Origin of the sequence: Floridaenema flaviceps BLCC-F50 (genome assembly GCF_041929275.2) — a bacterium.
Lineage (GTDB): Bacteria > Cyanobacteriota > Cyanobacteriia > Cyanobacteriales > Aerosakkonemataceae > Floridanema > Floridanema flaviceps.
Genome location: NZ_JBHFNR020000001.1, coordinates 1,224,492 through 1,237,114 on the forward strand (window position 1 = coordinate 1,224,492; position 12,623 = coordinate 1,237,114).

The following is a 12,623-nucleotide window of genomic DNA, read 5'->3' on the forward strand; positions in this document are numbered from 1 at the left end:
TCACACTTGCCAAATAGAATAACATCCAGCCATGCCAAAGTCAGTTATTCTTTACACTCAGAAGTTTAAACTCGCGGGATTTTCAGCATTATTTTTATAATGTAAGAATGCTAGAACTTCACTGTCACACAACCTATTCCGACGGCACTCTTACACCAGCTGAACTCGTAAAAAAAGCTGCCCAAACTGGTGTAAAAGTGCTAGCAATTACCGATCACGATACCGTTTCTGGTTGGGATGAAGCAATTGCTGTTGCTGCTAACTACGAAATAGAAATAGTTCCAGGGATCGAACTGAGCACCGTACATAATGAACGTTCATTACATATTTTGGGTTTTTATCCCAACCCAGATTTAATCCGTCCAGCATTACAAGAACGTTTAGCCGGAAGAAAACGCCGTGCTGCACAAATGGTAGCGAATTTAGCGAATTTAGGTTATCATATTCAACTTCCCGAAATGGGCGCAGAAATGGCACCCGGAAGACCACATATTGCAGCGGCACTGGTGAAAGCGGGAATAGTAAAATCATCTCAGGAAACCTTCGATCGCTGGTTAGGAGATGACAAACCTGCTTATGTACATTATGAAAAATTTTCCATCCAAGAAGGTGTTACTTTACTGCGGGAATGTGGCGCTGTACCTGTGTGGGCACACCCCTGTTTATTTCGCGGTGGTGTAATTACAGAAGTGCTTAAAGAATTGGTAGACGCAGGTTTAATGGGCGTAGAAGTTTACCATCCTAACCACAATTCCAGAGATCAGAAGATGCTGTTAGAATTGTGTGCTAAATATGGTTTACTAGTTACAGGTGGCAGCGATTATCATGGCCCAAATCTTGTGTCCAAAGATGAGGATCGATCGCTCAATCATCTGCATTTACCCTTGGAATTACTAACACCTGTAAAAAAAGCAGCAGCAACTTTACAACAGTAAAAGTTTTGAGTTGTACGGGCAATTCATGAATTGCCCGTACTGAGTTTTCAGTTAAGCAGAAACTTTGGCAAGTTTTGAGTTCTTAGCTTCGTTTTTTGAGTTTGTAGGGGCGGGTGAGAGCAGAAAATTCTATGGTCATAGCAGAAGAATTAATAGCAAAACCCGCCAACACAGAGTTTTCTTGCACCGAGAGTCCCCCTGCCCCCCTGCCCCCCTGCCCCCCTGCCCCCCTGCCCCCCTGCCCCCTGCCCCCCTGCCCCCCTGCCTTCAAGTCTATGAAAGCTGACATTTTGGTAATAGATGATACGCCGGAAAATCTAAATCTTTTGTCTGCCATGCTGACAGAACAAGGTTACAAAGTTCGCAGCGTGACTAAAGGTTCCACAGGGTTAAGAGGGGCACAAGCTGCGCCGCCTGACTTAATTTTGTTGGATGTAAATATGCCGCAAATGAACGGTTATGAAGTGTGTCAGCAGTTGAAAAAAGACGATCGCACTCGTGAAATTCCAGTAATTTTTATCAGTGCTTTAGGAGATGTTTTAGATAAAGTCAAAGCTTTTGCTGTAGGGGGAGTAGATTACATTACTAAACCTTTTCACGTAGAAGAAGTTTTAGCCAGAATTGAAACTCACCTGACAATTTGTAAGTTGCAAAAACAACTGCAAACGCAAAACTCGCTATTACAACAGGAAATTCGCGATCGGGAAAAAGCCGAAGAGAAATTTAGGAAAGCATTTCGTTCTAGTCCTAACCCAATTGCGATCGCCACCCTAGAAGAAGGCATATTTATTGATATCAATCCCAGCTTTTTAAGAATGAGTGGTTATTCCCAAAGCGAAGTAATTGGACATAACGCTGCTGAATTAAATTTAGGAATACCCCAAGAAATTTACGAACAAGCTTTACAACAATTATTAGAAACCGGATCTTTGCAAAATCAAGAATGTGAATTTCGCACTAAAACCGGAGAAATTAAATCCGTATTATTATCAGTAGAATTAATCGACCTTAGCGGAATTACCTGTACTTTGAATATAGTCAACGATATCACCGAACGCAAACGTTTAGAAAATGAATTTATCTCTTTAGTCAGTCACGAATTACGCACTCCCTTAACTTCTTTAATGGGTTCCTTAGACATTCTCTGCGCTGGGAAATTGGGAACTCTCACACCCCAAGGACAAAATGTGTTAAGGATTGCCATTAATAATACTGAAAGATTGATTCGGTTAATTAACGACATCCTCGATTTAGAAAGGATGAAATCCGGCAAAATAGCCATGCAAATGGTTAAATGTAATGCTGCTAAAATTCTCAATCAAGCAGTAGAATCAATGCAAGCATTAGCAGATCAAGCCCAAATTAAATTAATCGCCCAACCTTTAAATGTAGAAATGTGGGCAGATCCCGATCGCTTATTACAAACCTTCACCAACCTACTCAGCAACGCCATTAAATTTTCCGAATCAGGTAGCAATGTTTGGATTAATACCGAACTTAAAAAATCAGAAAATCCTGACTCTGACTTCATATTATTTACAGTCAAAGATCGAGGTCGAGGCATCCCCGCTGATAAATTACACCTAATTTTTGAACGTTTCCAACAAGTAGATGCTTCCGACTCCCGCAAAAAAGGTGGAACCGGATTAGGATTAGCAATTTGTCGCCACATCATTGAACAACACGAAGGCAAAATTTGGGCAGAAAGCGTTTTAGGTGAAGGTAGTACATTTCACATTTTATTACCCTGTGAAAAAACTTAGTTCGTAGTAGGGACTTGAGTCGTAATCCTTAGTAAAGAGAAGACTGAAGTCTTCACAACTAACCAACAGAACTAACCAACTAAGTAGGTAGATACAAATAAAGTGAAAAGTAAGGCGGGCTCTCCTGCCCACCCCACAAGAAAGCTGCAACTCCTGTGGGGTGGGCAGGAGAGCCCGCCCCATCCTTAAATAACTATTATCACTTTATTTATTTACACCTACTTAAAAACCTAAATATTACCCACAGAAATGATTTTTCCTGAAATATCAGACGGCGAAACATTGACTACATAAGCGAGAACCAAATCATTACTAAATTCAATAGAAGTACCAGTAACAATACCATCCATATTTGGGTCAATATCTACACCAGTCAAATCAATTAAAGTTTGTCTAATTGTAGCTGGAGTTATACCAGGAATATTGGAAACACCTGGATTAGTTGCGATCATAGTTAAAGGAACATCCAATGGTCTAATAGTGAAATTTGCTTCTGTAAATCCACCTGTAACACCTATCAAGTCATCAAACTTATTAAAGTCTAAAATAATATCCAAATTGTTAGCATCAGCTAAAACAATATCACTTCTTAAAGCAAACAAATCTGCGCCGTTTCCTCCCACTAAAACATCTATACCCAAATCTCCAACTACTACATCATTCCCCTCTTCTCCGCTTACTAAATCTGCATCTTTGCCGCCTCGAACTGTATCATTTCCTGCACCTCCAAAAACTAAATCTTCTCCTAAATTACCGTTCACTAGGTCATTACCAAAACCTCCTGAAATTCGATCTCTACCTTTTCCACCTAGTACTAAATCATCGCCTCCTCCGCCTTGAATAGTATCATCGCCTTGATTACCGTTAATAATTTCTGCATCTATTGAACCGATGACAAAATCATTACCATCTAAAGCAACTAATCCGATCGGTAAACCTGCAAGTAAACCAGGTGGAATTTCCAAAAAATCATTGCCTTGTGTTAGGAAATAGAAACCAAATTCAGATGCTGGCATGGTGATATCCTCTTTGTTAATTTAACTATCTCGATCGCTAATTGATGCACCAGTTAATATAATTACCCATCGTTGAGCATATACTATACTAGCAAGTAACTAGATATTAAACTATTCAGTAAAATTCCCGATTTGTTGCTTCAGTATTTTCACCAAATGCTAAGTACATCTGAGTTTTAGCATTTAGCAATACAGGGGGGATTTCCATCTCGATCGCTACAGGAATCAGGAATTTAAATCCATCATAATCTTTTATTAGCTAAAATTAGGATCAACATTACCCTAGTTCTTCCCGATTTAGATTTACATTAGCAGCTAATACCAACTTAACAACTATCAAAAGTATGAACCCCCAATTAGTAGCGGAGCATTTTATGAGTAAAAATATCCTCATAGTTGATGATGAAGAAGATGTGCGTGCGATCGCACAAATGGGATTAGAAATGGGTGCAGGTTGGAGTGTAGTAACTGCCAGTTCGGGAAAAGAAGCTTTAGAAATTGCTGCCGACCAACAACCAGATGTTATTTTATTAGATATGATGATGCCAGACATGGATGGCAGAAGTACATTACAAAAGTTAAAAGCTAATCCCACAACTCAACCAATTCCGGTTATATTAGTTACTGCCAAAGCCCAAAATGGTTATCAAGAAATTTTTGCTGATATGCCAGTAGCCGCTATATTTGCTAAACCTTTCCGTCCCTTGAAATTAGCTGAACAAATTAGCGAAGCACTCGGTTGGAGTGACTAGCTTTTTTCCCTATAATAATATTTTAAAATATCCTCAAACCATTGTTCCATTCGCTCGCCTAAAGCTGGCAAAGAATATTCAATTTCTGCTTGCTGACGGCTGGTATTGCGATCGATTAGATCGAATTGTGCGATCGCCTTAACCAACTCCTCCACATTATCCGGTTCTACCAAAAAACCCGTCTTTCCGGGTTGGATAATTTCTCCGGGGACACCCCGATTATAAGATATGAACTCATTAATTCGGTGGTTTATCCCAAGAATTTCCTTGATTAGTATTAGTAAAAGAGGGAAAATTATCCACACTAGAAACCCCTCGCATCCGGTTCATTTGAGTCATAGCCCACTTAGCCGTTTCTTGCACTTCCGCATCTGGATCGTCAATAGCGTGACGCAACAATTGACTAATTTGCGCCATTAATTCATAAATCCGAGTCACATCCCGAATCGCATTTTTCCGCACCTCCGCATTTTCATCTTGCAACGAAATCACCAAAGCACGCTGCAAAGGTTTCAGCGTCCGATGCCCAATTTGGGAAATAGCTTCTAAAATCAAACAACGCTGTTTAGAATCAGCATCAATTAACGAATTAACCAAAGGTTGAATTGCTCTAGAATCTCCCCTTTGCGCCAACTCCCAAATCGCCTTACGTCGCTTCGTCGGATCGGGATTTTGTAAATCTTTAATTAACTCATCAACAATATTAATTTTCGGGAGGCGAGTAGTTTCTTGCACCTCTAAATTACTATCTGTCGCTACTGATTTAGGTTCCGGTAATGGTTCCGATAATGGTTCATCTTCCGCAGCAGTTAATATATGATTAGCATGACCATTTTTATCTACTTCTATTGGTTTTATTTCCTGAACCTCAATCACAGAATTAGCAGGTTCATAAACAGGAACTCGATCGTTTTCTACAATTTCTACCACCGTCTCCGGCTGACTTTCTGATGCTTCCGACTCAGATGTTTCCGTCTGGGAAACTTCAGGAGGAAGTTCCCAATGTTTGAGAATGTAAAGCAGTCCTCCGGCAATAATCACCAAAAATACCCCAGCACCCATCCAAAACAAAGGCCACTTCGAGGATTTTTTGCCAGAATTAGTTTTGGGTCCAGGAGTAGGAGAAGGCTTCGTTTCCCCAAGATTCTGTAATAAATCGATCGGAACCGAGTCTCCCCCAGGCTTCGGCGCGTTATTCTGGACTTGGATAGTTATAGATGGAAATCTGGGTGCCCCTGACGCTACCGTAGCGCCAGAAACAAAGCTGAAGCAAGAAGTGCAGGAGAACAAAACGAAAGCCAGACGTGAGGGCATCATAAACTAACTTCGGGTTAGAGAGGGCAGCTAACATCAGTCATTAATGTAAATGACTTTAAGCTAGTTCAATCCTAATCTGCCATCTCACCAGAAACACATTCTAGTTGCCTTAGCTTATAGCAAATTTTCCCAATTTGTACAGTTATAGTTAAAGAGATTTGGGTAATGAAGAATTATTTCTGCCAATTCCAAAACTCAGGGATTAACCAAGAGCGATCGCTAATCTGCCAATCTGTCAACGCGGACAAATAATCTGGCAATCCACTACCAACAATCGGGATGACAGGATTTGAACCTGCGGCCCCCTCGTCCCGAACGAGGTGCGCTACCAAGCTGCGCTACATCCCGGATTTAACAAATCAGTTTTTCTATCATATCACAAATTAAAGGACTGGTGATTGGGGAATGAAGGCTGGGAGGTGTGGAGAGTTGTTGATTAAATTAAGGATCTTTCCCCCATTCCCCCATCCCCCTATCTCCCCACCTCCTCTGCTATGATCAATCCTGGTTAAAGAGGTTGACAGTAAGAGGCAATTGTCAACTACCCACACTTCTCTAACGGGTAAGTGTGGGCTTGTAGTTTCCTACAAGCCCTGTTGACCAGCCTAAGTTTCAGATTGCTGAAACTACGTTATCAGGGTCATGACACCTGAAAATGCTTGCCAGTTTTAAGCTCTGTCGTCTGAAGTTAAACAAGTTATAGGGAAAAGCTAGTGCTTCAGATTTAAAAAGCCCTGATCACCTTGGCGAGGCAAACTTAAACCAGAAATGAGAGGTGCAGTAATGCGCGTTTTCGTATTAGATAAAAACTTGAAACCTCTCGACCCTTGCCATCCAGCAAGAGCCAGAGAACTACTGGAAAAAAGGAGAGCTAGAGTTTTCAGACGCTACCCTTTTACCATTGTTTTGCCAGACAGAACTGTTGAAGAATCTGTCACTCATGACCACAGAATCAAAATCGATCCGGGGTCAAAAGTCACTGGAATTGCCATAGTCCAAGAACAGACAGGCAGGGTAACAACTGCATTGGAAATTACTCATCGAGGGCAACAAATCAGAAACGGTTTGGAATCTCGGAGAGCCTTAAGAAGGGGGAGAAGAGACAGGAAAACTCGTTATCGTCAACCTCGGTTTTTAAATCGAACTCGGAACAAAGGATGGCTTCCACCATCTTTAGAAAGCCGAGTTTTGAATATCGAAACTTGGGTAAGAAGACTAAGAAAACTTTGTCCAATTACCGCTATTTCTCAGGAGTTGGTGAGGTTCGATACCCAACGACTTCAAAACCCAGAAATTGATGGTGTCGAATATCAAAGAGGCACATTGTTTGGGTTTGAGGTTAAGGAATACCTACTTGCAAAATGGGGGCGAAATTGTGTTTACTGTGGGGCAGAAAACGTTCCTTTGGAAGTAGAACATATTCATCCTAAATCGAAAGGAGGAAGTAATCGGATTAGCAATTTAACTTTGGCTTGTCGGAAGTGTAATGAAGCTAAAGGCGACAAACCCATTGAGCAATTCTTAAAGAAAAAGCCAGAACTTTTCAAAAATATCCGAGCTACTACCAAAGCACCATTAAAAGATGCTGCTGCTGTTAATTCAACAAGATGGGAGTTGTACAGAAGACTTCAAAATACTGGTTTACCTGTGGAAGTTGGGACTGGTGGCAGAAGTAAGTTTAATCGCCAAACTAGAGGGATTGAAAAATCTCACTGGACTGATGCGGCTTGTGTTGGTGAATCTACCCCCGAAGGATTATTAATTAGGGGAATTAAACCTCTATTGGTAACAGCTAAGGGTCACGGAACAAGACAAATATGCAACACCGATAAGTATGGCTTTCCTATTTCTCATGCTGAAAGAGGCAAATATTTTATGGGATTCCGTACTGGCGATTCAGTCAAAGCTTCCATTCCATCTGGTAAATATGCTGGCAATCATACGGGGAGAATTGCTATTAGGTTCAGACCTAGTTTTCGGCTTTCTACTAAGAATAAACGTTTTGACGTTCATCCTAAATATTTAATGATGATTCACCAAGCTGATGGTTATGAATATGAATTCTCAAAATAAGGATTCGCTACGCGATTCTGAATTAGTTGGCGACAATTCCCTGGACGCTGAACCGCAGGTCAGCGTCCAGGGAATTGTCGCATTTAAGGTGGTAGTTAAGCCAGAATGGTTGCGAGTAAAAGCGCCTCAGTGGGAGCGTGTTGGCAGCGTTAAAGAAATTTTGCGGGATTTATCCCTGAATACCGTTTGCGAAGAAGCATCTTGTCCGAATATTGGCGAATGTTTCCACAATGGTACAGCGACATTTTTAATTATGGGGCCAGCCTGTACGCGAGCCTGTCCTTACTGTGACATTGATTTTGAGAAAAAGCCGAAACCTCTCGACCCGAAAGAACCAGAAAGATTGGCAGAGGCAGTGCGACGGTTAAACTTAAATCACGTTGTCATTACTTCGGTTAACCGGGATGATTTACCTGATGGTGGTGCATCTCAGTTTGTTCGTTGTATTTCAGAAATCCGCGCCACTTCTCCTGGTACAACAATTGAAGTGTTAATTCCTGATTTGTGTGGAAATTGGGAAGCATTAGCCCAGATTTTACAAGCTGCTCCAGAAGTTTTAAATCACAATACAGAAACAGTACCCCGTTTATATCGTCGGGTACGTCCCCAAGGGGAATATCAGCGGACGCTGGAGTTGTTGAAGCGATCGCGCCAACTAGCCCCCAAACTTTACACCAAATCTGGCATCATGGTAGGACTGGGAGAAACTGACGACGAAGTTCGCCAAGTTATGCAAGACCTCCGCGCCGTAGATTGCGATATCCTCACCATAGGTCAATACCTACAACCCAGCCAAAAACATCTGCAAGTTGCAGGTTTTGTCACCCCCGAACAGTTCGCCGCTTGGCAAAAATTTGGCGAAAGCATCGGATTTTTACAAGTAGTCTCCTCTCCCTTAACTCGGAGTTCTTACCACGCAGAACAAGTTAGAGCTTTAATCGAAAGATACCCCCGCTGAGGGACAAGGGAACAAGGGGACAAGGGGACAAGGGGACAAGGGGACAAGGAGACAAGGAGACAAGGAGACAAGGAGACAAGGAGACAAGGAGACAAGGAGACAAGGGGACAAGGGGACAAGGGGAGAGACGATCGCTCAAAACTCTCTGACTTCCGAAACTCTTCCTAACTCAAAACTCTCTCACTCAAAACTATTCTCTACTCTCACCCGCCCCTACAAACTCAAAACTCTCTCAAACGAAGCTAAGAACTTTCCGAAATGGAAACTAAAATCGCAGTTATTGGTGCTGGTGCTTGGGGCTCGACTTTAGCTTTTTTGGCGAAGGCGAACGGTCATCAAGTGCATTTATGGTCTCGCCAAAGTTCCTCAACTCTCGCGGATGTCTTAGCAGATGCAGACATTGTGGTTTCTGCTGTTTCCATGAAGGGTGTAAGACCTGTAGTAGAACAATTACGGAGTTTATCCCTGGGGAAAGTAATTTTTGTGACGGCGACCAAAGGGTTAGATCCTTCGACTACCTGTACTCCTTCTCAGATTTGGCAAGCGGCGTTTCCGGCAAATTCTGTAGTAGTTCTAGCAGGGCCAAATTTATCTAAAGAAATTCAAGCAGGACTACCCGCAGCAACGGTAGTTGGCAGTAACGACATGGCAGCGGCTAAACTAGTACAAACACTCTTTAATTCCAGTCGGTTTCGGGTTTATACTAATGATGATCCCTTGGGTGTGGAGTTGGGTGGGACGCTGAAAAATGTGATGGCGATCGCAGCTGGTGCCTGTGACGGTTTGCAGTTAGGAACCAATGCCAAAGCCGCACTCGTGACTCGCGGACTCGCAGAAATCATCCGTATTGGTAATCACTGGGGAGCTAAAACTGATACATTCTATGGTTTATCAGGGTTAGGCGACCTCCTCGCCACTTGTAACAGCCCTTTAAGTCGGAACTATCAAGTAGGTTATGGATTAGCGAAAGGGAAAAAGCTCACAGAAATTTTAGCCAACTTAGAAGGAACCGCCGAAGGAGTCAATACCTCCCAAGTGCTAGTTCATTTAGCTAATCAACAAGGAATTTATATCCCTATTTCCGCGCAAGTCGATCGCTTACTCAAAGAAGAAGTCACCCCGCAAGCAGCAGTAGACTCACTCATGCTGCGAGATGTCAAACCAGAAACACATCTACCCTAATCAGTAATCCTTGAGTATCACAGCAAATTATCTTTTAGAGATTTTTGTAATATATCTTCAATTAAATTAAGGCAATTATATAGAAAGTGATCGGGAACTCATCTACCTAGTGATGTAGATTAACTTATCCTCTGACAGAGGTCACGTAAGACATACATGATGCGACTCTATACTAGCTGAGGATAGAGAAGTTCACCCACTCCGTCTAGAAATTTTCATTTTAGGGCACAACGGTGTTATCTATTCTACTAATTATGGGAAAGATAGATTATGTGCTACTAAAGACGGTAGTCGCCAAGCTCCAGAGTGCATCACTGGAAGTCTTATGAGTAAGTAGGGCAACTATCAAGATTATATTTCGTCAAGAAAGATGCCCACACAAAAAACCAATCGCCAAATTCAAAAAGCCCCTTTGTCATCCGGAGCAGTTGAGGCAATAACTATGCCAGCAACCTTTTATACCACTGATGCCAGCTACAATAGTCAACCAGAAGCCCCTAGCTTTCAGTTAGACGAAATGGAACCAACAGTTAGGGATCTAGTTGATCTAGAGATCGAGGAAGAAGAAACTGCCAATTTAACGAAAAGTCCTAACCGCCGTACCAACGACTTAGTTCGTTTGTATCTGCAAGATATTGGTCGAGTACGTTTGTTAGGGCGAGATGAAGAAGTTTCCGAAGCCCAACAAGTCCAGCGCTATATGCGGTTGCTGGAATTACGAGATCAGGCTGCCCAAGAGGAAAATGGGGTACTCCGGCAATATGTAGAATTGATTGAAATTCACGATCGCCTAGCCGCTAATCTAGGTCATCGTCCCTCCTTTGAAAGATGGGCAAATGCAGCCGGAATCGCACTAGCGGAACTGAAGCCAATTTTAGCTGCCGGAAAACGCCGTTGGGCAGAATTAGTCAATTTAACTATTGAAGAACTAGAACAAATTCAAACAGAAGGGATTCGAGCCAAAGATCACATGATTAAGGCAAACTTGCGCTTAGTCGTGTCTGTCGCGAAAAAATACCAAAATCGTGGTTTGGAATTGTTGGATTTGATCCAAGAAGGTACTCTGGGATTGGAACGAGCCGTTGAGAAGTTTGACCCTACTAAAGGTTATCGCTTCAGCACTTATGCTTACTGGTGGATTCGTCAGGGAATCACCCGTGCGATCGCAACTCAAAGCCGCACCATTCGTCTCCCAGTCCACATTACCGAAAAACTCAACAAAATCAAAAAAGCCCAGCGCAAAATTTCCCAAGAAAAAGGTCGCACCGCCACTCTCGAAGATTTAGCAAAGGAACTAGAAATGACACCTTTGCAAGTCCGGGAAGTTCTTTTCCGCGTTCCTCGCTCTGTTTCCTTTGAAACTAAAGTCGGGAAAGAAAAAGATACCGAACTAGGCGACTTGTTACCCACCGAAGAAATTTCCCCCGAAGACACTTTAATGCGGGAAGCTCTCTACCGTGACTTACAGCAGCTTTTAGCTGACTTAACCACCAGAGAAAGAGATGTGATTCTCATGCGCTTTGGTTTGGAAGATGGTCGCTCCTACTCTTTAGCAGAAATTGGTCGCGCTTTGGATCTATCTCGCGAACGAGTTCGGCAAATCGAAGCGAAAGCTTTGCAAAAGTTACGTCAACCAAAACGCCGTAATCGTGTCCGTGATTATCTGGAGTCTTTTGGTTAAGTTTTTCAGTTAGTTCATTGTGTTTGTCTCCATTGACCGAGATTGCTGTTCTCGGTCATTTTTTTTGGGAAAGGGAACTCCTGAACGGGGAACAGTAGAAACTTTTGAGTTGTTAAGGCAATTTAACTCTACAATTTTGCAATTATAGAGATGTCTATTCAACATAAAAAATATTTTGGTTACAATCTTTATCTGTTCTAAAAACCTTACTTAACAAGGGTTATAGCTTTTCATCTTCTTTTTTAAATCATATTTATTCTCAATTATCTGAATTTTTTAGGATTCTTTTAGAAACAAATTGTCAATAAGTAAAAGTTCTTGAAAATTAGTAGCAATATTGTGTATCCTTCCTAAATAGAAGGCTTTATAATAACGTCAATATGAGTACCTACACAGCAGGCTCGTTTAAAGCTGAACTGAATGAAAAAGGTTGGCGTTTAACTCCCCAAAGACAAACTATTTTGCAAGTCTTTCAAGACCTTCCCGAAGGGAAACATTTGAGTGCGGAAGAACTTTACTCTGTGCTCCAAGGTCAAGGTGAGAAAATCAGCCTATCCACGGTTTATCGTACCCTGAAGCTAATGGCGAGAATGGGTATTCTCCGAGAATTGGAACTAGCAGAAGGACACAAGCATTATGAAATCAATCAGCCCTATCCTAATCATCATCATCATTTAGTCTGTATTCAATGCAACAAAACGATCGAATTTAAAGATAATTCGATTTTGAAAGTTGGCTTGAAACAAACGGAAAAAGCTGGACTGCATTTGTTAGACTGTCAACTGACTATTCATACTGTTTGTCCAGAAGCTTTGCGCCAAGGATGGCCCTCTCTGCTACCTAGCGATTGGTCTTGTTTGCGATCGCACAGCCAGCCGTAGGTATATCGCACAGCCCATCAACTGAGGAATCAAATTCCACATAATTAAGATAAATTCTCAATAAA

At 41.9% G+C, this 12,623-nt stretch carries 11 protein-coding genes and 1 tRNA gene; 8 read left to right on the forward strand and 4 right to left on the reverse strand.

Going from position 1 to position 12,623, the window contains the following annotated elements:
- The first annotated feature begins 107 nt into the window (after positions 1-107).
- Positions 108-935 carry a PHP domain-containing protein gene (locus tag ACE1CI_RS05885; RefSeq protein ID WP_496615262.1) on the forward strand — a complete coding sequence of 276 codons (828 nt, stop codon included), beginning with the start codon at positions 108-110 and terminating at the stop codon, positions 933-935.
- 275 nt (positions 936-1,210) lie between these two features.
- Positions 1,211-2,698: a hybrid sensor histidine kinase/response regulator gene (locus ACE1CI_RS05890; protein WP_413265815.1), complete on the forward strand. Its 1,488-nt coding sequence runs from the start codon at positions 1,211-1,213 to the stop codon at positions 2,696-2,698.
- 230 nt (positions 2,699-2,928) lie between these two features.
- On the opposite strand, the gene ACE1CI_RS05895 is transcribed toward ACE1CI_RS05890, so the two are convergent.
- On the reverse strand, positions 2,929-3,714 hold the full coding sequence (locus ACE1CI_RS05895) for a calcium-binding protein (RefSeq protein WP_413265607.1): 786 nt from the start codon (positions 3,712-3,714) through the stop codon (positions 2,929-2,931).
- A 374-nt stretch (positions 3,715-4,088) separates the two neighbouring features.
- Here ACE1CI_RS05895 and ACE1CI_RS05900 point away from each other — a divergent pair, with 374 nt between their 5' ends.
- On the forward strand, positions 4,089-4,466 hold the full coding sequence (locus tag ACE1CI_RS05900; protein ID WP_413265608.1) for a response regulator: 378 nt from the start codon (positions 4,089-4,091) through the stop codon (positions 4,464-4,466).
- Here ACE1CI_RS05900 and ACE1CI_RS05905 read toward each other — a convergent pair.
- From ACE1CI_RS05905 to ACE1CI_RS05915, 3 genes are all read right to left on the reverse strand, one after another.
- Positions 4,463-4,771 (reverse strand): glycosyltransferase, encoded by a 309-nt coding sequence (locus ACE1CI_RS05905; RefSeq protein ID WP_413265609.1) that lies wholly within the window; start codon positions 4,769-4,771, stop codon positions 4,463-4,465. The genes ACE1CI_RS05900 and ACE1CI_RS05905 overlap by 4 nt on opposite strands.
- Positions 4,704-5,783, reverse strand: a complete 1,080-nt coding sequence (locus ACE1CI_RS05910) for a HEAT repeat domain-containing protein (protein WP_413265610.1) — start codon at positions 5,781-5,783, stop codon at positions 4,704-4,706. Before ACE1CI_RS05910 ends, ACE1CI_RS05905 begins: the two co-directional genes overlap by 68 nt.
- A gap of 274 nt (positions 5,784-6,057) precedes the next feature.
- Positions 6,058-6,131, reverse strand: a tRNA-Pro gene (locus ACE1CI_RS05915).
- Positions 6,132-6,566: 435 nt separating this feature from the next.
- Here ACE1CI_RS05915 and iscB point away from each other — a divergent pair.
- The 5 genes from iscB (at position 6,567) to ACE1CI_RS05940 (ending at position 12,558) form a co-directional block, all read left to right on the forward strand.
- Positions 6,567-7,856: an RNA-guided endonuclease IscB gene (iscB, locus tag ACE1CI_RS05920; protein WP_413265611.1), complete on the forward strand. Its 1,290-nt coding sequence runs from the start codon at positions 6,567-6,569 to the stop codon at positions 7,854-7,856.
- Positions 7,857-7,944: 88 nt separating this feature from the next.
- Positions 7,945-8,814: a lipoyl synthase gene (gene lipA, locus ACE1CI_RS05925; RefSeq protein WP_413265621.1), complete on the forward strand. Its 870-nt coding sequence runs from the start codon at positions 7,945-7,947 to the stop codon at positions 8,812-8,814.
- 258 nt (positions 8,815-9,072) lie between these two features.
- Positions 9,073-9,996: an NAD(P)H-dependent glycerol-3-phosphate dehydrogenase gene (locus tag ACE1CI_RS05930; protein WP_413265612.1), complete on the forward strand. Its 924-nt coding sequence runs from the start codon at positions 9,073-9,075 to the stop codon at positions 9,994-9,996.
- A gap of 442 nt (positions 9,997-10,438) precedes the next feature.
- Positions 10,439-11,677, forward strand: a complete 1,239-nt coding sequence (sigC, locus tag ACE1CI_RS05935; RefSeq protein WP_413265613.1) for an RNA polymerase sigma factor SigC — start codon at positions 10,439-10,441, stop codon at positions 11,675-11,677.
- A gap of 380 nt (positions 11,678-12,057) precedes the next feature.
- Positions 12,058-12,558 (forward strand): Fur family transcriptional regulator, encoded by a 501-nt coding sequence (locus ACE1CI_RS05940; RefSeq protein WP_413265614.1) that lies wholly within the window; start codon positions 12,058-12,060, stop codon positions 12,556-12,558.
- Positions 12,559-12,623 lie beyond the last annotated feature (65 nt).

Bases quoted from the DNA above. Each gene is read 5' to 3' on its own strand.
- iscB (WP_413265611.1), top strand. From the start codon at position 6,567: ATGCGCGTTTTCGTATTAGATAAAAACTTGAAACCTCTCGACCCTTGC.
- ACE1CI_RS05910 (WP_413265610.1), bottom strand. From the start codon at position 5,783: ATGATGCCCTCACGTCTGGCTTTCGTTTTGTTCTCCTGCACTTCTTGC.
- ACE1CI_RS05930 (WP_413265612.1), top strand. From the start codon at position 9,073: ATGGAAACTAAAATCGCAGTTATTGGTGCTGGTGCTTGGGGCTCGACT.
- ACE1CI_RS05900 (WP_413265608.1), top strand. From the start codon at position 4,089: ATGAGTAAAAATATCCTCATAGTTGATGATGAAGAAGATGTGCGTGCG.
- ACE1CI_RS05940 (WP_413265614.1), top strand. From the start codon at position 12,058: ATGAGTACCTACACAGCAGGCTCGTTTAAAGCTGAACTGAATGAAAAA.
- ACE1CI_RS05890 (WP_413265815.1), top strand. From the start codon at position 1,211: ATGAAAGCTGACATTTTGGTAATAGATGATACGCCGGAAAATCTAAAT.
- sigC (WP_413265613.1), top strand. From the start codon at position 10,439: ATGCCAGCAACCTTTTATACCACTGATGCCAGCTACAATAGTCAACCA.
- ACE1CI_RS05885 (WP_496615262.1), top strand. From the start codon at position 108: ATGCTAGAACTTCACTGTCACACAACCTATTCCGACGGCACTCTTACA.
- ACE1CI_RS05895 (WP_413265607.1), bottom strand. From the start codon at position 3,714: ATGCCAGCATCTGAATTTGGTTTCTATTTCCTAACACAAGGCAATGAT.